This window comes from Niallia sp. FSL W8-0177 (assembly GCF_038006285.1).
GTDB classification, from domain to species: domain Bacteria; phylum Bacillota; class Bacilli; order Bacillales; family Cytobacillaceae; genus Niallia; species Niallia circulans_A.
Map to the genome: position 1 here is coordinate 1,216,943 of NZ_JBBOUX010000001.1, position 24,941 is coordinate 1,241,883.

Annotated in this window: 26 protein-coding genes; all 26 read left to right on the forward strand. The window is 35.1% G+C overall.

All coding sequences use genetic code 11. From position 1 onward, the window contains the following. Window positions 1–3 precede the first annotated feature (3 nt). A complete protein-coding gene (locus NST77_RS05775; protein WP_016201134.1) occupies window positions 4–366 on the forward strand; it encodes a response regulator in 363 nt (120 codons plus the stop codon). A gap of 24 nt (window positions 367–390) precedes the next feature. Then, on the forward strand, window positions 391–1,128 hold the full coding sequence (locus tag NST77_RS05780) for a flagellar biosynthetic protein FliO (protein ID WP_235850223.1): 738 nt from the start codon (window positions 391–393) through the stop codon (window positions 1,126–1,128). Further along, on the forward strand, window positions 1,121–1,786 hold the full coding sequence (fliP, locus tag NST77_RS05785; RefSeq protein ID WP_095329197.1) for a flagellar type III secretion system pore protein FliP: 666 nt from the start codon (window positions 1,121–1,123) through the stop codon (window positions 1,784–1,786). The genes NST77_RS05780 and fliP overlap by 8 nt, the downstream gene beginning before the upstream one ends. Window positions 1,787–1,798: 12 nt before the next feature. Next, window positions 1,799–2,068, forward strand: coding sequence for a flagellar biosynthesis protein FliQ (gene fliQ / locus NST77_RS05790; protein WP_016201137.1), 270 nt, complete (start codon window positions 1,799–1,801; stop codon window positions 2,066–2,068). A gap of 7 nt (window positions 2,069–2,075) precedes the next feature. Beyond that, complete coding sequence (fliR, locus tag NST77_RS05795; RefSeq protein WP_095329198.1) at window positions 2,076–2,855, forward strand: flagellar biosynthetic protein FliR; 780 nt, start codon at window positions 2,076–2,078, stop codon at window positions 2,853–2,855. Next, on the forward strand, window positions 2,855–3,934 hold the full coding sequence (flhB, locus tag NST77_RS05800) for a flagellar biosynthesis protein FlhB (RefSeq protein WP_095329199.1): 1,080 nt from the start codon (window positions 2,855–2,857) through the stop codon (window positions 3,932–3,934). The genes fliR and flhB overlap by 1 nt, the downstream gene beginning before the upstream one ends. A gap of 70 nt (window positions 3,935–4,004) precedes the next feature. Next, a complete protein-coding gene (gene flhA, locus NST77_RS05805) occupies window positions 4,005–6,041 on the forward strand; it encodes a flagellar biosynthesis protein FlhA (RefSeq protein WP_095329200.1) in 2,037 nt (678 codons plus the stop codon). Then, window positions 6,038–7,216 carry a flagellar biosynthesis protein FlhF gene (flhF, locus tag NST77_RS05810; protein ID WP_163185008.1) on the forward strand — a complete coding sequence of 393 codons (1,179 nt, stop codon included), beginning with the start codon at window positions 6,038–6,040 and terminating at the stop codon, window positions 7,214–7,216. The genes flhA and flhF overlap by 4 nt, the downstream gene beginning before the upstream one ends. Beyond that, complete coding sequence (locus tag NST77_RS05815) at window positions 7,213–8,088, forward strand: MinD/ParA family protein (protein WP_095329202.1); 876 nt, start codon at window positions 7,213–7,215, stop codon at window positions 8,086–8,088. Before flhF ends, NST77_RS05815 begins: the two co-directional genes overlap by 4 nt. A gap of 11 nt (window positions 8,089–8,099) precedes the next feature. Further along, the gene (locus NST77_RS05820) at window positions 8,100–9,209 is read left to right on the forward strand and encodes a protein-glutamate methylesterase/protein-glutamine glutaminase (protein WP_095329203.1); all 1,110 of its coding nucleotides are present in this window, start codon (window positions 8,100–8,102) and stop codon (window positions 9,207–9,209) included. Between the two features lie 20 nt (window positions 9,210–9,229). Then, the gene (locus NST77_RS05825; RefSeq protein WP_123257462.1) at window positions 9,230–11,284 is read left to right on the forward strand and encodes a chemotaxis protein CheA; all 2,055 of its coding nucleotides are present in this window, start codon (window positions 9,230–9,232) and stop codon (window positions 11,282–11,284) included. A gap of 162 nt (window positions 11,285–11,446) precedes the next feature. Further along, window positions 11,447–11,923, forward strand: a complete 477-nt coding sequence (locus NST77_RS05830; protein WP_341122789.1) for a chemotaxis protein CheW — start codon at window positions 11,447–11,449, stop codon at window positions 11,921–11,923. A 2-nt stretch (window positions 11,924–11,925) separates the two neighbouring features. Then, window positions 11,926–12,567 carry a chemotaxis protein CheC gene (locus NST77_RS05835; protein ID WP_095329206.1) on the forward strand — a complete coding sequence of 214 codons (642 nt, stop codon included), beginning with the start codon at window positions 11,926–11,928 and terminating at the stop codon, window positions 12,565–12,567. Then, window positions 12,560–13,057: a chemotaxis protein CheD gene (locus tag NST77_RS05840; RefSeq protein ID WP_123259102.1), complete on the forward strand. Its 498-nt coding sequence runs from the start codon at window positions 12,560–12,562 to the stop codon at window positions 13,055–13,057. The genes NST77_RS05835 and NST77_RS05840 overlap by 8 nt, the downstream gene beginning before the upstream one ends. 511 nt (window positions 13,058–13,568) lie before the next feature. Then, the gene (locus NST77_RS05845; RefSeq protein ID WP_095329207.1) at window positions 13,569–14,333 is read left to right on the forward strand and encodes a FliA/WhiG family RNA polymerase sigma factor; all 765 of its coding nucleotides are present in this window, start codon (window positions 13,569–13,571) and stop codon (window positions 14,331–14,333) included. Between the two features lie 19 nt (window positions 14,334–14,352). Then, window positions 14,353–14,664: a hypothetical protein gene (locus NST77_RS05850; protein ID WP_095329208.1), complete on the forward strand. Its 312-nt coding sequence runs from the start codon at window positions 14,353–14,355 to the stop codon at window positions 14,662–14,664. Window positions 14,665–14,673: 9 nt separating this feature from the next. Then, window positions 14,674–15,234: a hypothetical protein gene (locus NST77_RS05855; RefSeq protein ID WP_095329209.1), complete on the forward strand. Its 561-nt coding sequence runs from the start codon at window positions 14,674–14,676 to the stop codon at window positions 15,232–15,234. 151 nt (window positions 15,235–15,385) lie between these two features. Next, window positions 15,386–16,087, forward strand: a complete 702-nt coding sequence (rpsB, locus tag NST77_RS05860; protein ID WP_016201151.1) for a 30S ribosomal protein S2 — start codon at window positions 15,386–15,388, stop codon at window positions 16,085–16,087. Between the two features lie 198 nt (window positions 16,088–16,285). Then, complete coding sequence (tsf, locus tag NST77_RS05865) at window positions 16,286–17,170, forward strand: translation elongation factor Ts (RefSeq protein WP_095329210.1); 885 nt, start codon at window positions 16,286–16,288, stop codon at window positions 17,168–17,170. An 82-nt stretch (window positions 17,171–17,252) separates the two neighbouring features. Further along, a complete protein-coding gene (pyrH, locus tag NST77_RS05870; RefSeq protein ID WP_095329316.1) occupies window positions 17,253–17,987 on the forward strand; it encodes a UMP kinase in 735 nt (244 codons plus the stop codon). After that, window positions 17,980–18,537, forward strand: a complete 558-nt coding sequence (gene frr / locus NST77_RS05875) for a ribosome recycling factor (protein ID WP_047940028.1) — start codon at window positions 17,980–17,982, stop codon at window positions 18,535–18,537. The genes pyrH and frr overlap by 8 nt, the downstream gene beginning before the upstream one ends. A 442-nt stretch (window positions 18,538–18,979) precedes the next feature. Next, on the forward strand, window positions 18,980–19,756 hold the full coding sequence (locus tag NST77_RS05880; protein ID WP_095329211.1) for an isoprenyl transferase: 777 nt from the start codon (window positions 18,980–18,982) through the stop codon (window positions 19,754–19,756). A 17-nt stretch (window positions 19,757–19,773) separates the two neighbouring features. Then, the gene (locus tag NST77_RS05885; RefSeq protein WP_095329212.1) at window positions 19,774–20,565 is read left to right on the forward strand and encodes a phosphatidate cytidylyltransferase; all 792 of its coding nucleotides are present in this window, start codon (window positions 19,774–19,776) and stop codon (window positions 20,563–20,565) included. Window positions 20,566–20,602: 37 nt separating this feature from the next. Then, a complete protein-coding gene (dxr, locus tag NST77_RS05890) occupies window positions 20,603–21,745 on the forward strand; it encodes a 1-deoxy-D-xylulose-5-phosphate reductoisomerase (protein WP_341122791.1) in 1,143 nt (380 codons plus the stop codon). 17 nt (window positions 21,746–21,762) lie between these two features. Then, a complete protein-coding gene (gene rseP, locus NST77_RS05895) occupies window positions 21,763–23,028 on the forward strand; it encodes an RIP metalloprotease RseP (protein WP_163185014.1) in 1,266 nt (421 codons plus the stop codon). A gap of 168 nt (window positions 23,029–23,196) precedes the next feature. After that, window positions 23,197–24,903 carry a proline--tRNA ligase gene (locus NST77_RS05900; RefSeq protein WP_123257466.1) on the forward strand — a complete coding sequence of 569 codons (1,707 nt, stop codon included), beginning with the start codon at window positions 23,197–23,199 and terminating at the stop codon, window positions 24,901–24,903. Window positions 24,904–24,941 lie beyond the last annotated feature (38 nt).

Genomic DNA, 24,941 nt, shown 5'->3' on the forward strand with positions numbered 1-24,941 from the left:
AATATGGCACAGAAAATATTAATCGTTGATGACGCCGCTTTTATGCGAATGATGATTAAGGATATATTATCGAAGAATGGGTATGAAATCGTAGGAGAAGCTGCAGATGGTATGCAAGCAATCGAAAAATATAAGGAAACACAACCAGACTTAGTAACAATGGATATTACCATGCCAGAAATGGATGGAATTACTGCCTTAAAAGAAATTAAAAATATTAATCCAAATGCGAAAGTTATTATGTGTTCAGCAATGGGACAACAAGCAATGGTTATTGATGCAATCCAGGCTGGTGCAAAAGATTTTATTGTTAAGCCATTCCAGGCAGACCGTGTATTGGAAGCTATCAGTAAAACATTAGGCTAAAAATTATATTAGAGGGTGCCGAATGTGAATAAAGTAAATTTATTAATTCGTTGTTCACTGCTCATCATTGTTCTGCTAGGCTTTGGTAATCAAGCCTACGCAGAACAAATTGATAAAAGTGTATATGATATCTTACAGAACGAATCAGAAAAGAATAAAGCACAAGACGATACAAAGAAAGAGATGACAACAGAGCAGAATTCTAAAAATGACAATCAGACTAAGGAGCAATCTGATTTACTTTTAGAAGAAACAAATTCAGATGAACCACGTTCCATCGGGGTTACTATTTGGGATTTCGTGAAAATGATTTTTGCAACAATATTTGTTGTTTTCTTAATATATTTTATCTTGCGTTTTATAAACAAAAGAAATCATGGTTATAAAAATTCGCAAATTATTGAAAATATTGGTGGTACAGCGTTAGGTGCAAATCGCTCCATTCAATTAATAAAAGTAGGGAAGCGGTTATTAATAGTAGGTGTGGGAGATAGTATTCAATTAATCAAAGAGATTGAGGATGAACAAGAGTATAAAGAAATATTAGCAGAATATAATCAGAAATTAGATCAACTAGTACAACCAAGCGATATTGTGACAAAGGTGAAGAATGTAATATCTTCTAGTCATTCTGCTCCGAAGACAAAAGAATCTTTTTCTATTCGTTTATCAAAAGAATTAGAAAGAATATCAAGTGAACGTAAGGAAAAGTTGGACGTACTAGAGAAGAAAAAGAAAGGATCGTCAGAAAAAAATGAATGAGTTTATGCAGTTTTTTAATAACAATGACCCAGGTAATGTTTCTACTTCTGTCCAATTGTTATTATTATTAACCGTCCTTTCTTTAGCACCTAGTATCATCATATTACTAACTAGCTTTACAAGAATAGTGATTGTTCTTTCCTTTGTCAGAACGGCGCTTGCAACCCAACAAATGCCCCCTAACCAAGTCATTGTAGGGCTAGCATTGTTTTTAACATTCTTTATTATGGCTCCTACTTTTCAGGAAGTAAACGATAAGGCTTTAACACCATTGTTTAATGAAGAAATAACATTAGAGGAAGCCTATGATAATGCCTCTTTGCCACTTAAGGAATTTATGAGCAAACATACGAGGCAGAAGGATTTAGCATTATTTTTAAATTATTCAAAAGCAGAAGCACCAGAATCTATTGAGGATATTCCATTAACTACGTTGGTACCCGCTTTTGCAATTAGTGAATTAAAAACAGCTTTTCAAATCGGATTTATGATCTTTATTCCGTTTTTAGTTATTGATATGGTTGTTGCCAGTATTTTAATGTCAATGGGGATGATGATGCTACCGCCAGTAATGATTTCCTTACCATTTAAGATATTATTATTCATTATGGTGGATGGTTGGTATTTAGTTGTAAAATCACTGTTAGAAAGTTTTTAAGAAGGTGAAAGAATGTCACAGGAAATGGTTATTTCCATAGCAGAGAAAGGCGTACTTACAGTATTAATTATCAGCGGTCCACTGTTAATTATTGCGTTGGCAGTTGGACTAATCATCAGTATTTTTCAAGCAACGACACAAATCCAAGAGCAGACTTTGGCGTTTGTCCCAAAAATTGTAGCGGTTCTTGTTGGACTTGTTTTTTTTGGATCATGGATGCTGAGTCATATGCTTTCTTATACGAAAGATATATTTTCAAATCTAACAAGGTTTATTGGATAGAAGGATGATGGATGAACTTTTATCAAATTTTCCAGCATTTTTATTAATCCTTGTTCGAGTTACTTCGTTTTTTTTAATGCTACCTTTATTCTCTTATCGGACGATCCCTACGACTTTTAAAGTGGGTTTAGGATTTTTTTTATCGCTAGTTATGTTTTGGGGGATGGATGTACCTACATTAACCATTGATACAGGTTACTATTTTCTTATTCTCAAAGAGGCTTTAGTGGGGCTTTCCATTGGATTTGTCGCATATATGTTATTTTCTGCTATTCAAATTGCGGGAGGATTTATTGATTTTCAAATGGGGTTTGCAATTGCAAACGTGATAGATCCTCAAACAGGATCGCAAAGTCCGCTGACTGGTCAATATTTAACCATTATCGCTATGTTTTTTTTATTGGCATCTAATGGTCATCATTTGCTATTAGACGGTATTTATTATAGCTATCAATTTATTCCGCTTGAACAGCCTTGGATTAAATTTGGAAATGGCGAGTTAGCGGAGTTTCTTATTAAAACATTTAGTTTAATGTTTATGATTGCTTTTCAGATGTCTATTCCTGTTGTGGGAAGCATCTTCTTAGTGGATGTTGGATTAGGGATTGTAGCAAGAACTGTCCCTCAATTAAATATTTTTGTTGTGGGTGTTCCTATCAAAATTATTGCAGGACTAATTATTCTTTTTATAGTTATGGGTGTACTAATGACCTCTGTAACCCATTTGTTCTCTTCCATTGTTACAACGATGAGAGGAATGATGAACATTATAGGGGGGGTTGGTTAATGAAGCTTCTATCATTAGATCTTCAGTTTTTTGCAGGCGAAAAAACGGAAAAGGCCACTCCAAAGAAAAGGCAAGACACGAGAAAAAAAGGACAAGTGGCAAAAAGTCAGGATGTTAATACAGCGCTTGTTCTTTTAGTTGTTTTTGGTGTTTTAAGTTTCACAGGGGAATACCTTTTAGATGGATTACTGTCTCTTTTCACCTTTACCTTTAGTGATTTTATGGGCATTAATCTTTCAATCAATTCGATACAAGGTTTGTTTTTAGATATTCTTAAGGAAGTGGCACTTTTATTAAGTCCTATTTTAATTGCTGCTCTTGCTGGGGGACTAATTGCCAATTATATGCAGGTCGGTGTTTTATTTTCTCCGGAAGCAATTAAATTTAAATTAGAAAAAATAAATCCAATTTCGGGATTTAAGAGATTGTTTTCACTACGTTCGATTGTAGAATTGTTGAAGTCATTGTTGAAAATTACAGTGATTGGTATTGTTGTATTTTCTGTTTTATGGGGAAAAATGAACGAAATCCTAATCCTCTCTCATAAATCTATTGGTTCTATTGCTGTTACAATTGCTAAGTTAACCGTACAGATGGGGCTTTATGCTTCGATTGCGCTGTTAGTGATAGCACTCATGGATTATATGTATCAGCGATATGATTATGAAAAGAATATTCGAATGTCAAAACAAGATATTAAAGACGAATATAAAAACATGGAAGGTGACCCCTTAATAAAGTCCAAAATTAAGCAGAAGCAGAGAGAAATGGCAATGCACAGAATGATGCAGGATGTGCCTACCGCTGATGTTGTCATTACGAATCCAACTCATTATGCGATCTGTCTGAAATATGATGAAGATAAGTATGACGCACCTTATGTTGTGGCAAAAGGGGTCGATTTTGTTGCCCAAAAAATAAAATTAGTGGCAAAAGAAAATAATGTTGTTATGGTAGAGAATCGACCATTGGCAAGGGCAATGTACAGCCAAGTAGAAATAGGTGATTTAGTTCCGGAAGAATTTTATAAGGCTGTTGCAGAGATTCTGGCTTTCGTCTATCAAACTAGAGATAAATAATAGCATTTTTAGTAAAGAATTTATTGTAAATAATATAGACATAAACGTGTTTTTTTAAGGAGCGGAAGAAATGGCAAGGAGAGACTTAATCGTAGTGATTGGGGTAATCCTCATTATTGCAATGTTGATTATCCCATTTCCAACATGGTTATTAAGTGTGTTAATTTTGCTTAATATTACGTTGGCATTACTTATCTTATTATTAACTATGAATATGAGTGAGGCTTTAGAGTTTTCTATTTTCCCTTCACTTTTGTTGTTAACGACCCTATTTCGCCTTGGTCTCAATGTATCCACCACTAGAGCTATTTTATCAAAAGGGGATGCAGGTGGGGTAGTACATACCTTTGGAACATTCGTAATTGGCGGCAATATTGTTGTTGGGTTAGTAGTCTTTCTAATTCTTGTCATCATTCAATTTATTGTTATCACCAAAGGGTCTGAGCGTGTATCAGAGGTTGCTGCACGTTTTACATTAGATGCAATGCCAGGTAAGCAAATGAGTATTGATGCTGATTTAAATGCGGGGATTATTTCCGAGCAAGAGGCAAGACAACGGCGTGAAAAAGTTGGTAGAGAAGCTGATTTCTATGGTTCGATGGATGGGGCAAGTAAATTTGTCAAAGGAGATGCCATTGCTGGAATCATAATTGTTTTTATTAACTTGATTTTTGGAATCGTCATTGGGATGACTCAGCTTGGTATGGCAGCAGGAGATGCTGCCCAGCATTTTTCCTTATTATCCGTTGGGGACGGGATTGTCAGTCAAATACCTGCATTACTAATTTCAACAGCAACAGGGATTGTTGTAACAAGAGCTGCTTCAGAAGGAAACCTTGGCTCCGATATCACTTCGCAGTTATTGTCATACCCAAAAATGCTTTATGTAGCAGGAGGAACAATCTTTTTATTAGGTCTTTTTACGCCAATTGATGATTTTTTAACAATTCCTATTGCGGGACTTCTAATATTTGGAGCTTATTATTTATCAAGAAAGCCAAAGCAAAATTTAGAACAAATGCAGGAGCTTGAGGAAGATATCCAAACAGATGAGCTAAAAAGTCCTGAAAGTGTAGTTAGTTTACTAAGTGTGGATCCAATTGAATTTGAGTTTGGTTATGGTCTTATTCCTTTAGCCGATGCCAATCAAGGAGGGGATCTATTAGATAGGGTGGTCATGATCAGAAGACAGCTAGCGATAGAGTTAGGTCTTGTCATTCCTGTTGTTCGGATTCGCGATAATATTCAATTACAGCCAAATGAATACCGATTAAAGATAAAGGGAAATGAGAGAGCAAGCGGGGAACTGCTTCTGGATCATTACTTAGCGATGAGTCCTGGGATGGACGATGATTCCATTGAGGGAATTGATACGATTGAACCATCTTTTGGCCTGCCGGCTAAATGGATAACAGAAAGTACGAAGGAACAAGCCGAAATCTTTGGTTATACCGTGGTTGATCCACCCTCCGTTGTTTCTACCCATATTACAGAGGTAATTAAGGCAAATGCCCATGAGTTATTAGGAAGACAAGAAACGAAACAATTAGTGGATCATGTAAAAGAAAGCTATCCGATTTTAATCGAAGAAGTAACACCAAGTCCGTTGTCGATTGGAGAAATTCAAAAGGTTTTAGCAAAACTTTTAAGGGAAAATGTTTCTATTCGTAATTTACCAGTCATTTTCGAAACATTAGCTGATTTTGGAAAAATGACAGCTGATACAGATTTATTAGTTGAATATGTTAGACAATCCTTAGCCCGTCAAATAACTACCCAATACACGAATCAAAATGACTCTTTAAAAGTGGTAACTTTGTCAGGAAAAGTGGAAAAACTAATAGCGGATAATATTCAGCAAACAGAGCATGGAAACTTCTTAGCATTAGATCCAAATATTTCCCAATCAATTTTAGAGAGTATTGCTGGGCAAATTGAACAATTATCTGTAATGGAACAGATGCCAATTCTTTTATGTTCGCCAGCTGTTCGTATGTATGTAAGACAATTGACAGAACGTTATTTTCCACAAGTTCCAGTATTATCGTACAATGAATTAGAAGCAAATGTAGAAGTTCAAAGTGTGGGAGTTGTGAATATCGAATGAAAATCCAAAAATACGTAGCACGGGATATGCCAGAAGCAATGAAAAAGATTCGAGCGGAATTAGGGAATGATGCTGTCATTCTTCATTCAAAAGTAATTTATACAGGCGGCTTCTTAGGCTTATTTAAAAAAAGAAATATCGAAGTACTCGCAGCTATTGATCCGAGCATTTCAGAGACAACAATTTCTAAGCAAACAAAAAAGCGAGAAATGCGCAGTCCTGTTTTAATTAAAGAACCGGCTTTTAGGGCTGATGCAGATAATTCAACTAATAATATAAGTTTAAAAGAGGGAAAGAGAATATCTGATTATCCAGAGATAGTAAAGCATTTAAATGAAATTAATCAAAATGTAAAAGCGAATAAAAGTATGACATTTTCTATTCCTTCTCCTATAACTAACATAGTAAATCAATTAGATAAACAAGGGATAGATGAAGACATTAAGACAGGATTAGTGAAAGAATTAGTAGCTAAATGGTACGCAGCAGGCGAAGACGTTTTAGAGTCTCAGGTTTCTGAGTGGGCACGGCAATTTCTATTAGCGGAGATTTCCCCTTATTCATTTGGGGAAATCTCTTTAGCCAAAAAATATATTAATGTCATTGGGCCAACAGGGGTGGGAAAAACAACAACTTTAGCCAAAATTGCTGCCAATATCATTTTAAGACAGCAAAAATCAGTAGGATTTATTACAACAGATACATATAGGATTGGGGCAATCGAACAACTTAAAACATATGCGAATATTTTAGATGTACCCTTAGAGGTTTGTTATTCTCTGGAAGATTTTGAGCATGCTACGAAAAAACTGGAAGAATGCGATGTTATTTTAATTGATACAGCAGGAAGAAATTTCAGAAATAAAAAATATGTAGAAGATTTAATGCAAGTGGTCGATTATAAAAGAGAAATGGAAACGTTACTTGTTTTATCTATGACAGCAAAGCAAGATGACTTAGAAGAGATTTATCAACAATTTTCCGCAATCAAGATTGATGCTTTCGTGTTCACAAAATTAGATGAAACATCTTCGTACGGGGCAATGATTAATTTAATTGTTGCTTGTAAAAAAGGTGCTGCTTATATTACAACAGGTCAGAATGTTCCTGATGATATAGTTCCAGCAACCCCAGAGGAGTTAGTAAATAAGCTATTTGAGGTAGTTGAAGAATGAACGATCAAGCTTCTATCTTACGAAAAAAAATTGAACAATTAAATGCAAACAAAAGGGACTCCAATCACAAAACATTGGCGATTATCAGTGGAAAGGGCGGTGTGGGAAAGTCGAATTTTTCGCTTAACTTTGCGCTCACTCTTCAAAAAAGAGGATATCGTACTTTACTGATTGATATGGATATTGGAATGGGGAATATTGATATTCTAATGGGGACACAGTCTCGCTTTACGATCGTTGACTTTTTTAGAAATGATATTAATTTTGAGTATATTATTTCTAAAGGATTTGATGGATTAGACTATATTGCAGGTGGTTCTGGACTAAGTGATTTTGTCGATATGGAAGAAGAAAAACTAGAGAGCTTTTTTCAGCATTTTCAAAGGATATTAAATCACTATGACTATATTTTATTTGATATGGGAGCTGGAATTAGTACGGATTCTTTAAAGTTTATTCTATCTGTTGATGATTGTATCGTCATCACAACACCTGAACCTACTTCTATAACAGATGCATATGCTGCAATGAAATTTATTCATACAAAAAATGCAGTACTTCCGTTATACCTTGTCGTTAATCGAACAATGGAGAAAAAAGATGGGGCAGAAACGTTACAAAAACTTCAGCAAGTTGTAAAAAAATTTTTGCAGCGGGATCTTATTAATCTTGGCTATATACCAGATGACACAAATGTAGCACAAGCTGTACGAAAACAAATTCCTTTTGTTTTTTTTAATGAAAAATCAGAAGCGGCTAAAGCTTTGCGCGAAATTGCCGATAGATATGGTAAACAACAGTTTACAGAACCCTATCCAGCTAATAGACATAATTTCGTGTCTAAATTAAAAAGGTTTTTGTTTGAAAGGTAGTTGAGTTTAAAGTGGAGAAAATAAAGGTTCTTGTTATTGATGATTCTGCATTTATGCGTAAGCTAATTACAGATTTTCTCTCCGAAGACTCGAGAATAACCGTTATTGGTACAGCCAGAAATGGTGAAGACGGAATAAAGAAAATTAAGCAATTAGCTCCTGATGTTGTAACGCTTGATGTCGAAATGCCAGTCTTAGACGGTTTAAGTGCTTTAAAGAGAATTATGTTAGAGCATCCTGTACGAGTTCTTATGCTATCAAGCATAACAAAGGTTGGAGCAGAAAGTACGATTCAGGCAATGCAAGCAGGGGCAATTGACTTTATCACAAAGCCTTCTGGGTCTATTTCACTAGATTTATATAAAGTTAAGCAGGAATTGGTAGAAAAAGTTATTTTAGCTAGTAAAGTAAAACCAAAAACATTATTAAATCTTTCAAATGAAGGAAAAAAGACTATTACTTCACAATCTTCTTATAGTAAAATGGAACCAAGAGAAGAGAATAAAAGAATAGTCCAAAAGATAGAATCCATCAGTAATTGGATGAACTCCATGAAAAAGATTGTCATAATTGGAACCTCAACTGGTGGCCCAAGGGCATTGCAGAAAGTCCTAACTAATTTACCAAGTGATATTGAAGCACCTATTTTAATCGTTCAACATATGCCAGCAGGATTTACCAGATCCCTTGCAAATCGTCTAAACACGTTATCCGCTATTACGGTAAAGGAAGCGGAGCATGGGGAGATCATCCGTAATGGAGTTGCCTATATTGCCCCAGGAGGTCAGCATTTAAAGGTAAAAACAGTTGGTGTCCATACAGCAATTGATCTGGATCAAACTGCCCCTATAAATGGTCATAGGCCATCTGTTGATATTATGTTTGAATCTGTCAGCGATTTGAAAGCCTATGCAAAAATAGCAGTTATTATGACTGGGATGGGATCAGATGGCACAGATGGTTTAATAAAATTAGCAAAAAAAGGTAACGTAAAAGCTATTGCTGAGTCACAGGAGACATGTATTGTTTACGGAATGCCTAAAACAGCTATTGCCACGAATTATATTGATGAAATTCAAAAGGTAGATCATATTGCTGAAACTATTATGAAATATGTATAACGTCAAGGGATGTGAAGCAAGTGGAAATGAGTCAGTATTTAGAAGTTTTTATTGAAGAGAGTAAAGAACATTTACAAGCATGTAACGAACATTTATTAGAGTTAGAAAAGGATCCTGAAAATTTACAAATAGTAAATGAAATTTTCCGTGCAGCTCATACTTTAAAAGGTATGTCTGCAACAATGGGGTATGAAGATTTGGCAAGTCTAACCCATCAAATGGAAAATGTACTCGATGCTATAAGGAATAAGAAAATTATTTTTTCTCCAGAAATATTGGATGTCATTTTCTTAGCTGTCGATGATCTTGATGCAATGGTAGAGTCAATCGCTAGTGGTGGAGATGGAAAAAGAAATGTAGAAGCAGTAGTTGAAAAGCTTATACAAATTGAAAAAGGACTTCCTTTAAACCAAAATACAGCAGAAGCAGAGGTTGCAGTAACTGCCATAGAGGATGCTCCTGCAAAGCAAAATCAATATGATGAATTTGAAACAACTGTATTACAGCAATCATCCGATCAAGGCTTTTTTACTTATGAAATCAATATTACATTAAAAAGTGACTGCTTATTAAAAGCTGCAAGAGTTTATATGATATTTGAAGCTCTAGAATCATTAGGAGAGGTTGTTAAGTCTATTCCTCCAGTGGAAGAGCTTGAAGAAGAAAAATTCGACTATGATTTTATGGTAACCCTTATATCAAAAGAGGCAGCAGATAAAATTGAAGCGTCTGTTATGAAAGTTTCAGAGGTAGAAAAGGTAGCTGTAAGGGAATTCTTTGCAAATAGTCAGTCTGCTAAGCAGCAAACGATAGTAGAAACTCCGGTTGTAGAAGCAGTACAAGCAAAAACGGATAATACATCTGTTACAGAAAATAGCACTCCGGCTGAGACTAAACAGACTGAGAAACAAACAGGAACTAAAGTATCTAATAAAACCATTCGCGTTAATATTGAGCGTTTAGATATTCTAATGAATCTATTTGAGGAACTTGTTATCGACAGAGGAAGATTGGAACAAATTTCTTCCACCCTTAAAGATCAAGAGCTTCATGAAACGGTAGAAAGAATGTCAAGAGTTACTGGTGATCTTCAGAATATTATCCTAAATATGCGCATGGTTCCTGTTGAGACTGTATTTAATCGTTTCCCAAGAATGGTTAGGCAGCTTGCGCGTGATTTAAATAAGAAGATTGATTTACAAATTGTTGGTGCAGAAACAGAGCTTGATCGCACCGTTATAGATGAGATTGGTGATCCATTAGTTCATTTAATTCGAAATGCTCTTGACCATGGAGTCGAAACACCAGAAGTAAGACGAGCGAATAATAAAAGCGAAGAAGGAACAGTTGTTCTTCGTGCATATCATAGCGGAAACCATGTTTTTATTGAGTTGGAAGATGATGGAGCAGGAATTAATAAAGAAAAAGTCCTTTCTAAAGCAATTAATAAAGGAATTATTTCAAAAGAAGTAGCTAAAACATTAACGAATAATCAAATCGCTGAACTTATTTTTGCTTCTGGTTTTTCTACTGCTGATCAAATTTCTGATATTTCAGGACGTGGAGTAGGGCTGGATGTAGTGAAAAATACAATTGAATCACTAGGTGGTTCGATTACAATCGAATCAGAGGAAGGAAAAGGATCGTTATTTTCTATCCAATTACCATTAACCTTATCGATTATTTCTGTTATGCTAGTTGAAATTCAAGCAGAAAAGTATGCTATCCCATTGTCATCTATTATTGAGACAGCTATTGTCAATAAGAATGATTTAATGCATGCCCATGATCAAACAGTTATCGATTTCCGTGGCAAAGTGGTGCCATTATTATTCTTAAAGGATATTTTTGATGTGCCATCAGCAGGAATCGAGAGTGACTATTATTCTGTCGTTATCGTAAGAAAAGGAGATAAATTAGCTGGTCTAGTTGTAGATGGATTTATCGGTCAGCAAGAAGTGGTTTTAAAATCACTAGGTACTTACCTTTCTAGTGCGTATGCTATTTCTGGCGCAACTATCTTAGGAGACGGACAAGTAGCTTTAATTATGGATTGTAATGCTTTAATTAAGTAATAACCTGTACAAGGATTAATAGATGTTAGCGCAAGTGGCTTTACCTTGGAATAAACTCATTAAGCAGAATTACTACTTGTCAGAATTTGTTTATAAATGGGGGAATAATGATCTTGCGCTTTATAAATTGCAGATAGGTTATGTGAGAGGGATGAAAAGGAAATGAGCGATGTAGTTTCAACAGAAGAGAAATTAATAATATTTGAATTGAAGGGAAAAGAATATGCTATTTCTGTCAATGAAGTAATGTCGATAGAGAAAAACATGCATATTACTAGAATTCCAAATATCGCTCCTTTTGTTAAAGGCGTGATTAATTTAAGGGGAGTAGTAACTCCCATTATTGATTTGCGACTTCGTTTTAATTTGGAAGAAATTCCATACACGGATAGCACAAGAATTATCATTATTATGTTGGAAGATATGGAAGTAGGTATAATTGTTGATTCTGCTAATGATGTCGTAGATGTCGATACTTCTCTTTATGAGCCTGCTCCAGAGACAATCAATGGCGATGAAGTCGATTATATAAAAGGTGTAGTAAAGCTTGATAAACGTTTATTAATTCTTGTTGATTTAGAAAAAGTGTTTGATCGAAATATATTAAGAAATTATGCTAATACTAAAAGTGATGAGTAAGTATGGGGTATATTAATGATATAAATTCCTTAAAGCTTGATGTACTAAGAGAAATTGGTAATATTGGAGCAGGACATGCTGCAACTTCTTTATCTAAGCTTCTGAATAAAAAGATTGATATGAAGGTTCCGGATGTTCAAATTGTGACATTTGATGAGATGATGGAAATGGCAGGCGGTGCTGATAATATTGTTGCTGGGGTGTTTTTACGAATTGAAGGAGATGTTCCAGGAAGTATGTTTTTTATACTTCCTTTAGAGCAAGCTACTAAATTGGTTCAAGATATGATTGGTGACCCGTCTGTTAACTTAGCTAAACCGCCATATGATGAGTTATCTATGTCTGCATTACAAGAACTAGGCAATATATTATCCGGTTCTTATTTGTCCTCTTTATCTGATTTTACGAAGTTATCTTTGTATCCATCCGTGCCAGCACTCGCAATTGATATGGTTGGTGCAATTGTTACATATGGATTAGTTGAACATTCTCAAGTAAGTGATTATGCGATTGTCATCAATACGGAGTTAAATGGAGAAGAAATCACATTAGCCGACACTGTAAATGGCCATTTCTTTTTGCTGCCTGATCCTGATTCTTTTGCCGCTTTATTTCAATCATTGGGAGTGAAGGATGGTGACTGACCAAATTACAGTAATAAAAGTTGGGATTGCTGATATGAATGTGGTAGAGTCTCCTAATACAATTCGGACTTCTGGACTTGGTTCATGTGTGGGTATTGTATTATATAGCTCCCTAAAACCAATTGCTGGTTTAGCACATATTATGCTTCCAGAAGCATCCATATCTAAATCCGGAACTCTTAATAAAGCTAAATTCGCAGATACAGCCATTGTAGAACTAGTAGAGCGTTTAGAAGGATTAGGAATAAAGAGAAGTACGTTGTTAGCAAAAATTGCCGGAGGAGCTCAAATGTTTCAGTTTACTGGGACAAGCGATGTTATGAGAATAGGACCTCGAAATGTTGAAGCGGTTAAAAATACACTACAATCTTTAAGGATTAAATTGGTAAGTGAAGATGTGGGTGGAAATAGTGGTAGAACAATTGAGTTCTGTCCTGCTACCCATGAATTAACAATTCGAACGGTGAATAAAGGGATTCATATTATATAGTGTATAGCAATACTTTTAAAAGCAGTGAAATAAGACTACCTCTAATTTAAAGAATCCATGGTTGGGACTTTGGAATGTATTCTTTTATTAAGAGATAGTCTTTTTATTTATTTTTCTTGGGAATTTCACTAAAAAAGAACGGATAATTACAGTTGGTAGTTCTTATTACCTAATTTTAAATGAGGTATTAGAAAGAATAGCTAATAATTCACATCTTCTGCTAAAATCAATAGTGAAATATATACATAAATAAATGGATAGGTATATCTTCCTTTCCTATCAAATCTATTTTTAAACTGAATGGATAGGAATATAAATGCTAAAAATAAAATATGCAGACAAGCTCCTTATATGGTAATGAATACAAAAATATTGATTTTTTTGCTGGATTTAGGGGATATAGATAGGGAAGAAATATACTTATATCCTTTTCAAGTTGTTACTTATTATAGATAGAACTAGTTATATGCGTGTATGGGGTTCATTGTTTATAGAGGAGGGAAATAATTTAATGGCAAAGGAATCAACAACAGAAGAGAAGCAAGCGTGGGAAATGTGGACTAGTACGAGAGATCAGGAAGCAGGTAATCAATTAATTAAAAAATATATGCCTTTAGTGAGTTTTCATGTTCAAAGAATTTCGATAGGGTTACCAAAAAGTGTTTCACGAGATGAACTAACAAGTCTTGGAATGATGGGACTATATGATGCCTTACAACGCTTTGATCCAAATAGGGACTTAAAGTTTGATACATATGCCTCCTTTCGAATTAGAGGCAGTATTATTGATGGACTTCGTAAAGAAGACTGGTTATCTAGAGGCACGAGAGAAAAGTCAAAAAAAATTGAGGCGGCTATTGAAAAACTCGAACAGAAATTAATGAGAAATATTACTGTTCAAGAAATTGCTGATGAGTTAGAGACTAGTGTTGACGAAGTATATGCAACAATGAATGAACATTTTTTTGCAAATATATTATCTATTGATGAGCAGATGAATGAAGGAGAAGAGAAAGAAGCACAGAGTTTCTCGATTCGTGATGATAAAACGGTTATTCCAGAGGAAAAAGTCGTAAAGGATGAACTAGTCCAAGAGATGGCCGCAAAAATTAAAGAGCTTAATGAAAAGGAGCAGCTTGTAATTAGTTTGTTTTATAAGGAAGAATTAACATTAACGGAAATTGGACAAGTAATGAATTTATCTACTTCTCGCATATCTCAAATTCACTCCAAAGCTATATTTAAATTAAGACATTCATTAGAAAAAGTAATATAACGAAAAAGGATGAGTGCACATGAGTTTAAAAGCATTAGAAATGCAAGTTGCATTACCACGAACTTATGATGCAGGGAAGCTTCAAGAACAACAGGATCAAAAACATCAGCAAATGTACACCTTCGCTGCTCAAGAAACCGGTAAGGAGGAAGAAAGAAAGCGAACAACGGTTATTAAGGGGGAAGGGAACGGTAAAGTTACTTCCAAGAAAAAAAGGGATAAGCAGTTTTTCGAAACAGAGATGAGGAAAGATGAAAAGGAATTAGACGATTTAGAGAGAATACAAACGATACATCCTTATAAAGGAAAAAGTATCGACTTTAGTGGATAGAGGGATGAAATGGTTAATTTTTTACTTTTTTTAAGTATTACTTTAAATTTAATTGCTATACTTTGCATCGTTATTTTGTATGTCAGACAAAATCGCTTTGTAAATCTTGAAAAGGATCAGAGAAAGAATTTAGAAGAAATGGAAGAAGTGATTTCTACTTTTATTACAGAAATAAAAGTAGAAAATGAACAGTTTTTAAATAGACTTACTAGCTTTGATCCTAATGAGGATCTACTAGGTAAGAAAGTAGAAGACAATAAGGGTAAAGCTGAAAGTTTGGAATATAAGCCGAGAGAGATAAAAGGCAATAAAGCGATGCTGAATGCTTATAAAAATGTGACGGATTCTATACAAGAAAATAGTTTAACAGAGGATCGGTTGGAGAAGGAAGATGTCAACGAACTATTAAATTTAATCTTGCCACCAGAAAAAAAGCAGAAAGAAAAGTCAATAGTAGAAGTAGCAAAAGAGATGCAGGCGGAAGGGAAAAGCATCGAGGATATAGCAAAAGCATTAAATAAAGGCAAGACAGAGATGGAACTATTGCTTAAATTTAGACAAAATTCGTAAATGTACTTGATTGTGCACAGTACATATGCTATATTAACAAATGGTGTTAATACACACGCTTTTGGATTTAATCATTGGTGCTGTAAACTTTACAGTTTTGATTAAAAATGATAAAAGCGGAGGAAATCAAAACCATTAGGAGGAAAAAAACATGTCAGTTATTTCAATGAAACAATTACTTGAAGCTGGTGTACATTTCGGTCACCAAACTCGCCGTTGGAACCCAAAAATGAAAAAATATATTTTCACAGAGCGTAACGGCATCTACATCATCGACCTTCAAAAAACAGTTAAAAAGGTTGAAGAAGCTTATAACTATGTGAAAGAATTAGCTGGAAACGGCGGTACAGTTCTTTTCGTTGGTACTAAAAAGCAAGCACAAGATTCAGTTAAAGAGGAAGCTATCCGTTCTGGTCAATATTATGTTAACCAACGCTGGTTAGGTGGAACTTTAACTAACTTTGAAACAATTCAAAAACGTATTGCTCGTTTGAAAGATATTGAAAGAATGGCTGAAGACGGTACATTCGACGTACTTCCTAAAAAAGAAGTAGTTCAATTAAACAAAGAGCTTGAGCGTTTAGAAAAATTCCTAGGCGGAATTAAAGATATGAAAAAAATTCCTGACTGCCTATTCATCGTAGATCCACGTAAAGAACGTATTGCAGTAGCAGAAGCTCATAAATTAAATATTCCAATCGTTGGTATTGTTGATACTAACTGTGATCCAGACGAAATTGACGTTGTTATTCCTGCGAATGATGATGCAATCCGTGCTGTTAAATTATTAACTGCGAAAATGGCAGATGCTATTCTTGAAGCTAAACAAGGCGAAGAAGTAACAACTGCTTAATTAGAACCGAATGACTTGTTATACAAAATAGTTTTGGATCAATTGATAAACTAAAATGGATAATAAGTAATTGTTAGGGACTTGTGGAAAAGGTGATAAAGAGCATCCCTCTTATCACCTTTTTTTCAAGCGTCCTGCTTAAAAGGGAGATAAATTGGATAAAAAAATAATACATAAACCTTAAGGAGGCAAATTACTATGGCTGTTACAGCTCAAATGGTAAAAGAACTACGTGAAAAAACTGGTGCTGGAATGATGGATTGTAAAAAAGCACTTACTGAAACAAATGGTGATTTAGATAAAGCGATTGACTTCTTACGTGAAAAAGGGATTTCAAGTGCTGCAAAGAAAGCAGATCGTGTAGCAGCTGAAGGTTCAACTTTCATCGCGGTAGAAGGTAATGAAGCAGTAATTCTTGAAGTTAACTCTGAAACAGATTTCGTTGCGAAAAACGAAGGTTTCCAAACTTTGGTTAAAGAACTTGCTTCCCATCTCTTAGCTACTAAGCCTGCAAGTGTTGAAGAAGCACATACTTCTAATATTACAGAAGGAACTACTGTTGAAGCACACATCAATGCTGCAATCGCTAAAATTGGCGAAAAATTATCTTTACGTCGTTTTGAAATCAAAACAAAAACGGATAATGATGCTTTCGGTGCATACCTTCATATGGGTGGACGCATTGGTGTTCTAACTGTATTAGAAGGAACTACTGATGAATCAGCTGCTAAAGATGTTGCAATGCACATTGCTGCATTAAACCCTAAATATATTTCTCGTGACCAAGTTTCTCAAGAAGAAGTGGCACATGAGAGAGAAGTATTAACACAACAAGCACTTAACGAAGGAAAACCAGCTAACATTGTTGAAAAAATGGTTGAAGGCCGCTTAGGTAAATATTTTGAAGATGTATGTGCACTTGATCAATCATTTGTTAAAAACCCAGATCAAAAGGTTCGCCAATTCGTAGAATCTAAGGGTGCAACTTTACGTGAATTCGTTCGTTACGAAGTAGGAGAAGGAATCGAAAAACGTGAAGATAACTTTGCTGAAGAAGTTATGAACCAAGTAAACAAGAAATAATAAATGAGCGATTAATGTTTTCATAGGGGGCACCATGGTGTTCCCTATTTTTCAAGATATTACAAATAAAGCGGAGGTTTCCATGAGTAGTAATCCAAAATATAAACGTGTTGTTCTGAAATTAAGTGGCGAAGCATTAGCTGGTGAGGCTGGATTTGGTATAAATCCAAGTATCATTAAAAACGTAGCACAGCAAGTAAAGGAAGTTGCTGATCTTGGTGTGGAAGCAGCTGTAGTAGTCGGCGGTGGAAATATTTGGCGTGGTAAAATTGGGGAAGAAATGGGAATGGACCGTGCAAACGCTGATTACATGGGAATGCTCGCTACAGTAATGAATTCATTAGCCCTTCAAGATAGTTTAGAGCAAATGGGCATTGAAACACGTGTTCAATCTTCTATCGAAATGAGACAGGTAGCTGAGCCATATATTAGAAGACGTGCAATTCGACATCTTGAGAAAAAACGTGTTGTGATTTTTGCAGCGGGAACAGGAAACCCTTATTTCTCAACAGATACAACAGCTGCCTTACGAGCTGCTGAAATAGAAGCAGACGTTATACTAATGGCGAAGAATAATGTGGATGGCGTATATTCTGCAGATCCGAAAGTGGATAAAACTGCTACGAAATACGAGGAACTTACTTATTTTGATGTGATTAAAGATGGTCTTGCTGTAATGGATTCAACCGCTTCATCATTATGTATGGACAATGATATTCCGTTAATTGTATTCTCTATTACGGAAAATGGCAATATTAAGAGAGCTGTAATGGGAGAAACAATTGGAACAATAGTGAGGGGGAAAAATAATGCCTAAACAAGTTATCGCTAATACAAAGGACAGAATGGATAAAGCAATTCAAAGCTACTCGCGCGAGCTTGCAAGTATTCGTGCTGGAAGAGCAAATGCTTCCTTATTAGACCGTATTACAGTTGATTATTATGGTGCTCCAACACCGGTTAACCAACTTGCAGGTATCAGTGTACCAGAGGCTAGATTACTTGTTATTCAGCCGTACGATAAAACCGTTCTTGGAGATATTGAAAAAGCTATTCTTAAATCTGATATAGGTTTAAATCCTTCTAATGATGGTAGTGTTATCCGTCTTTCTATTCCAATGTTAACAGAAGAGCGTCGTAAGGAATTAGTGAAGAATGTGAAAAAAGAATCAGAAGAAGCAAAAATTGCTATTCGAAATATTCGCCGTGACGGCAATGATGATTTGAAAAAGTTAGAGAAAAATGGAGAAATCACAGAAGATGATCTTCGCGGCTACAATGATGACATTCAAAAATTAACAGATGAGTACATCAATAAAGTCGATGCTTTAACAAAAGAAAAAGAAAAAGAAATTTTAGAAGTATAATCTAAACGTATTTTAGTGGATATTTCTACATTTCAATTGAATAGGATGTTTACTATTCTTGAGTTAAACCCTCTACTTTATAGGGGGTTTTTTTCTTCATGTTAGCAAAAATAAGGATTGAAATATTGCTCGAAATATTATTTCTTTGCACATAAAATAGTGAAAACCAATGAGTTTTTTAATTGATAGTTGCTTAGGTTGACTATTTTCCTATAATATAGAAAGGGAACTTATTTGATTATCTTTTTGTTGGATAGGTTCATGGAAAAGAATTTAATAGAAAAGTGGATCCTTACCATTAGTAGTTTATGCAATATCGTTATCATGATGATTATCCTAATTAGTAGATAATATAAACAGATATAGATAATAGTATTTACCATATACATAATCACTGTGAATAGAGAGTTACAAAAGGGATCTATTTTGGAGGAGCTATTTTATGTTTAACAAAATAAGGTTATGGAAGAAGAAACCTGTTTCTTCTACTTTCCAAGACCGAATATCAGCACTTAAAATGCGACAAATTCCAGAGCATGTTGCAATTATCATGGATGGAAATGGAAGATGGGCGAAAAAGAGAACGTTGCCTAGAATTGCAGGCCATCATGAAGGAATGAAATGTGTAAAGCGAATTACAGCTATTGCAAATGATCTTGGAATCAAAGTGTTAACTTTATATGCGTTTTCCACAGAAAATTGGAAAAGGCCAAAATCGGAAGTTGATTACATTCTGTCCCTTCCAGAACAATTTCTTAGTACATTTTTGCCTGAATTAATTGAAAAAAATGTTCGCGTAACAGCCATTGGCTATACAGAAGGATTACCAGAATCTACTTTGAATGCCCTAAATCGAGCAGTAGAACAAACAAAGCATAATACAGGTCTTCATTTAAACTTTGCCTTAAATTATGGTTCTCGGGCCGAAATCATAGATGCTGTTAAAAATGTTGTAAAAGACAGTCAAACGGGAAAAATAGAAATAGATAACTTAACAGAAGAAGTATTTTCCTCTTATTTGATGACAGAAGATATAATCGAGCCAGATTTATTAATTCGTACAAGTGGGGAAGTAAGAATAAGCAACTTTATGCTTTGGCAAATAGCTTATTCTGAACTGTACTTTACAAATGTACTATGGCCAGATTTTAATGAACTACATTTATTCGAAGCAATAGAAGAATTTCAAAACAGACAACGCCGTTTTGGCGGAGTCTGAAGAGAGTTGGTTTAGAGATGAAGCAAAGAATCATTACAGCAATTATTGCAATAGCCGTTTTTTTACCATTTGTATTAATTGGAAAACTACCATTAGTTCTTTTTACTTTTCTATTAGTTGGAATTGGTGTATTTGAAATGTTTAGAATGAGAAAAATTTCGTTCTTTTCTATTCCAGGGTTTATTTCATTAGTTACCGTATGGATGATTGTCCTGCCGAATCATTATATAAGTTCATGGAATATGAATAAAATAGAATTGGGCTTAATTGCTGTTTTATTTTATTTAACGTATATGGTTTTTTCTAAAAATAAATTTACATTTGATGATGTTGCTTTTACTATATTAGCTGTCATCTACATTGGAACAGGATTCCATTTCTTTATTGAAATTAGAGAAACCGATTTAGCTTTTCTTATTTATTCGCTATTTATCATTTGGGCAACTGATTCTGGTGCATACTTCATCGGAAGAGCAATTGGAAAACGAAAATTATGGCCAGAAATAAGTCCAAATAAAACAGTTGAAGGATTTATTGGCGGGATAGTCAGTGCTTTAGTAGTAGGAGTTCTATTTAGTGTGTTTGGATACATAGAATGGTCTATAGGTTTTGCTTTTACTACCATCATCTTATCTATTTTTGGACAAATTGGTGATTTAACAGAATCTGCGTTAAAACGTCACTATGATGTGAAGGACTCAGGAAAGTTATTACCAGGGCATGGCGGAATTCTTGATCGGTTTGACAGTCTTATTTTTGTCTGGCCACTGCTTTATTTTATCTTTGAACGTTTTCTTCATTTAATTTAGAATAAATAGTAGAAAAATTGGGTGTAGGAGTGAGGTAGTGAAGTATATTAGTTTGCTAGGGGCGACAGGATCGATTGGAATGCAAACCTTGGATGTTATTAAAAGTCATTCAGATAGGTTTGAATTAGTTGCCTTTTCATCAGGAAAAAATATAGAATTAACAAAAAAGATCATTCAAGAATTTCGTCCGCTGCTTGTATCTGTTGCAGAAAAAAAAGATTATGAGCAATTAAAACAAATCTTCCCAGAAATCCATTTTAGCTATGGAATGGATGGATTGATAGAAGTAGCTGTTTTTGATAAAGCAGATATACTGGTAAATGCAGTAATCGGTAGTGTTGGATTACATCCAACATTACAAGCAATTGAAGCGGGAAAAGTTATAGCGATTGCGAATAAGGAGACATTGGTTACTGCTGGACATATTGTGATGGATGCAGCGGCAAAATATAATGTTCCTGTATTACCAGTTGATAGTGAGCATTCTGCTATTTTTCAATGTTTACAAGGGGAAAACCCGAAAAATATTGAGCGCCTCATTATTACTGCCTCTGGAGGAAGCTTCCGCGACCTTAGTAGAAAAGAGTTAGAGCAGGTGACAGTGGATGATGCTTTAAATCATCCAAATTGGTCAATGGGTGCAAAAATTACGATTGATTCGGCGACAATGATGAATAAGGGGTTAGAAGTAATTGAGGCACACTGGTTATTTGGACTTCCATATGAGAAAATAGATGTATTACTACATAAAGAAAGTATCATTCATTCAATGGTAGAATTCCATGATAGTAGTGTAATCGCTCAATTAGGTACTCCAGATATGCGAATACCCATTCAATATGCTCTTTCGTTTCCAGAGCGTCTTCCAGCTGCGAATGGGAAAAGATTAGATTTAGCTGCGATGGGAAAGTTGCATTTTCAGCATATGGACATAGAGAGATTTAGATGTCTTCATTTAGCCTTTGAGGCTGGAAAAGCAGGTGGAACTTTACCAACAGTATTAAATGCAGCTAATGAAGTGGCAGTACAAAAATTTTTAAAACAAGAAATTAGCTTTCTGCAAATTGAAGATTTAATTGAAAAAGCACTAAATAGTCATCAGAATATACTAAACCCTAGTCTTGAAGTGATCCAAGAGATTGACTTAGAAACAAGAAAAAGAGTAAGCACACTTCTATAAAAAGGTGGTTAAAAATTTTGTATACAGTTATAGCTTTTATCATCATTTTTGGTGCGTTAGTTTTTTTCCACGAATTAGGGCATTTCGTATTAGCTAAACGTGCAGGCATTTTATGTCGTGAATTCGCAATTGGAATGGGACCTAAAGTTCTTTCTTTAAAAAAGGGAGAAACTGTTTATACGATTCGCCTTCTGCCAATTGGGGGTTATGTGCGGATGGCTGGAGAAGATCCTGAAATGGTTGATATTAAACCTGGTCATCGCATCGGCTTAATCCTTAATGATAAAGAAGAAGTAACGAAAATTATTATAAACAATAAAGAAAAGTATCCGAATGCTCGTGTTATTAATGTAGAGGATGCTGATTTAGAGCATAAGCTATTTGTGAAAGGATATGTTGAGGAAGACAATGAAGATAATCTTCTCGTTTTTCCTGTGAAAAAGGATGCAGTTTTTGTTGAAAATGGAATCGAAACACAAATTGCACCATATGATCGCCAATTTGCCAGTAAGTCACTATGGCAGCGCACACTTGCTATTTTTGCAGGTCCGGCCATGAACTTTGTGTTAGCTTTTCTTATTTTTATTGTGATTGCCTTATTACAAGGAATTCCTTCAAATGAAGCAAAGCTTGGTAAGTTAACAGATGATGGAGTTGCAATTAGTGCAGGACTGCATGAAGGTGATAATGTCATTAGTATTGACGGACAATCTGTAGGTTCTTGGGAAGAAGTTGTTACCATTATTCAAAAAAGTCCTGGAGAGAACCTAGAATTTTTAATCGATCGTAATGGAAAAGAAATGACGATTGAGGTAACGCCTAAAGAATCGGAAGTAGATGGAAAAACAATTGGGTTAGTTGGTGTATACAGCCCAATGGAGAAATCACCATTAAAGTCTATCCAATTTGGTGCAACACAAACCTATAATTGGACAAAGGAAATTTTTGGTGCAGTTGGTAAACTAGTAACTGGCCAATTTTCGATTGATGCTTTAGGTGGACCTGTAGCCATTTATCAATCAACCGATACGGTTGCTCAATCAGGTGTCTATTCCTTAATGAATTGGGCGGCTGTTTTAAGTATTAACTTAGGTATTATGAATCTTCTTCCGTTACCTGCATTAGACGGTGGGCGACTATTGTTCTTTGCAATTGAAGCAGTTCGTGGTAAACCAATTGACCGGCAAAAAGAGGGCATCGTTCATTTTATTGGATTCGCCTTGCTCATGTTATTGATGATTGTCGTCACTTGGAATGATATCCAACGATTTTTTATACAGTAGGATACTTTTCATTCCCCTTATTGTAAGGGGAATGTTGTTTTGTCAGGAAAATCTTTTTTTGATAATAGTTATGAGACGGTTGACTGCAGTACAAGATACTAGACTTAAATACGTAATATATCCCGTAACAACTTAATAACAACATAAATAATAGAGGTGCAATGATAGATGAAGCAAAGTAAAATGTTAATTCCAACATTAAGAGAAGTACCAGCAGATGCAGATATTAAAAGCCATCAGCTTTTATTAAGAGCAGGCTATATTAGACAAAACGCAAGTGGTATCTATTCTTATTTACCACTAGCAAACAAAGTAATAAAGAAAATTGAACAAATTATTCGTGAAGAAATGGATGCAGCTGGTGGAGTGGAGTTATTAATGCCTGCATTGCAGCAAGCAGAATTATGGCAAGAATCCGGCAGATGGTTTACTTACGGACCTGAATTAATGCGCCTAAAAGACCGTAATAGTAGAGAATTTGCTTTAGGTGCCACACATGAAGAAGTGATAACTAGCCTAGTTCGTGATGAGGTAAAATCCTATAAGCGTTTACCATTAACGCTTTATCAAATCCAAACGAAATTCAGAGATGAGAAAAGACCCCGTTTTGGAATTTTACGCGGCAGAGAGTTTATTATGAAAGATGCCTACAGCTTCCATTCGACGCATGAAAGCTTAGGGGAGGTTTATGACTCAATTTTCCAAGCATATTGCAATATTTTTGAGCGCTGCGGCTTAAATTATCGGGCAGTTATTGCAGATAGTGGAGCAATGGGCGGAAAGGATACGCATGAATTCATGGTGTTATCTGATGTTGGAGAAGATACGATTGCGTATTCAACGGAATCTAATTATGCTGCAAATATTGAAATGGCACCTGTTATTAATTCCTATGATAAATCGGACGAGCCTGCTAAAAAATTAGAAAAAGTAGAAACAAAAGAACAAAAAACTATTGAAGAAGTTTCTTCTTTCTTAAATGTAGCAGCAGAAAAATGCATTAAATCTCTTTTATTTAAAGTTGATGAAAGGTTTGTTCTAGTATTAGTTCGCGGTGACCACGAAGTAAATGATATTAAGGTGAAGAATCTTTTAGAAGCAAATGTAGTAGAATTAGCAGATCAGGCAGATACGGAACAAGTATTAGGAAGCAAAGTTGGTTCAATAGGTCCAATTAACGTGAAAGAGGTAGAAGTAATTGCCGATCACGCTGTGAAAGCAATTGTAAATGGTGTTTGTGGGGCAAATGAAGAGCATTACCATTATGTGAATGTAAATCCAGACCGTGATTTTGCTGTCGATCAATATGCAGATATCCGTTTTATTCAAGAAGGTGACCTATCACCAGATGGAAAAGGTACGATTACTTTTGCTAAAGGAATTGAAGTAGGCCATGTCTTTAAGCTTGGTACTCGATATAGTGAAGCAATGGGCGCGACCTATTTAGATGAAAATGGCAGAAGCCAAGCACTTATTATGGGTTGCTATGGAATTGGTGTGTCAAGAACAATGGCAGCGATAGTGGAGCAGTTTAATGATGACAGAGGGATTGTATGGCCAAATGCTGTAGCGCCATTTGATATTCATTTAATTACTGTAAATACAAAAGATGACACACAAAATGAGTTATCCGAAAAATTATATGCAACATTAAAGGCTAATCGTTTTGATGTATTAGTAGATGACCGTGCTGAGCGCGCAGGTGTAAAATTTGCTGATTCTGATTTAATCGGACTTCCAATTCGCATAACAGTTGGTAAAAAAGCAGCTGAAGGTATCGTAGAAGTAAAAGTCAGAAGTACAGGAGAAATGCTAGAAGTACATGAAAGTGAACTTGCTGCTACGATTCTTCGCTTAACACAAGTAGAAGGGTGAGCACAAACAGGATAAAAGAAAAAGGTTTAGCAATTGGC

Coding starts and splice junctions, on each gene's coding strand:
- NST77_RS05775 (WP_016201134.1), top strand. CDS start 4: ATGGCACAGAAAATATTAATCGTTGATGACGCCGCTTTTATGCGAATG.
- fliP (WP_095329197.1), top strand. CDS start 1,121: ATGAATGAGTTTATGCAGTTTTTTAATAACAATGACCCAGGTAATGTT.
- fliQ (WP_016201137.1), top strand. CDS start 1,799: ATGTCACAGGAAATGGTTATTTCCATAGCAGAGAAAGGCGTACTTACA.
- fliR (WP_095329198.1), top strand. CDS start 2,076: ATGGATGAACTTTTATCAAATTTTCCAGCATTTTTATTAATCCTTGTT.
- flhB (WP_095329199.1), top strand. CDS start 2,855: ATGAAGCTTCTATCATTAGATCTTCAGTTTTTTGCAGGCGAAAAAACG.
- flhA (WP_095329200.1), top strand. CDS start 4,005: ATGGCAAGGAGAGACTTAATCGTAGTGATTGGGGTAATCCTCATTATT.
- flhF (WP_163185008.1), top strand. CDS start 6,038: ATGAAAATCCAAAAATACGTAGCACGGGATATGCCAGAAGCAATGAAA.
- NST77_RS05815 (WP_095329202.1), top strand. CDS start 7,213: ATGAACGATCAAGCTTCTATCTTACGAAAAAAAATTGAACAATTAAAT.
- NST77_RS05830 (WP_341122789.1), top strand. CDS start 11,447: ATGAGCGATGTAGTTTCAACAGAAGAGAAATTAATAATATTTGAATTG.
- NST77_RS05835 (WP_095329206.1), top strand. CDS start 11,926: ATGGGGTATATTAATGATATAAATTCCTTAAAGCTTGATGTACTAAGA.
- NST77_RS05845 (WP_095329207.1), top strand. CDS start 13,569: ATGGCAAAGGAATCAACAACAGAAGAGAAGCAAGCGTGGGAAATGTGG.
- NST77_RS05850 (WP_095329208.1), top strand. CDS start 14,353: ATGAGTTTAAAAGCATTAGAAATGCAAGTTGCATTACCACGAACTTAT.
- NST77_RS05855 (WP_095329209.1), top strand. CDS start 14,674: ATGGTTAATTTTTTACTTTTTTTAAGTATTACTTTAAATTTAATTGCT.
- rpsB (WP_016201151.1), top strand. CDS start 15,386: ATGTCAGTTATTTCAATGAAACAATTACTTGAAGCTGGTGTACATTTC.
- tsf (WP_095329210.1), top strand. CDS start 16,286: ATGGCTGTTACAGCTCAAATGGTAAAAGAACTACGTGAAAAAACTGGT.
- pyrH (WP_095329316.1), top strand. CDS start 17,253: ATGAGTAGTAATCCAAAATATAAACGTGTTGTTCTGAAATTAAGTGGC.
- frr (WP_047940028.1), top strand. CDS start 17,980: ATGCCTAAACAAGTTATCGCTAATACAAAGGACAGAATGGATAAAGCA.
- NST77_RS05880 (WP_095329211.1), top strand. CDS start 18,980: ATGTTTAACAAAATAAGGTTATGGAAGAAGAAACCTGTTTCTTCTACT.
- NST77_RS05885 (WP_095329212.1), top strand. CDS start 19,774: ATGAAGCAAAGAATCATTACAGCAATTATTGCAATAGCCGTTTTTTTA.
- NST77_RS05900 (WP_123257466.1), top strand. CDS start 23,197: ATGAAGCAAAGTAAAATGTTAATTCCAACATTAAGAGAAGTACCAGCA.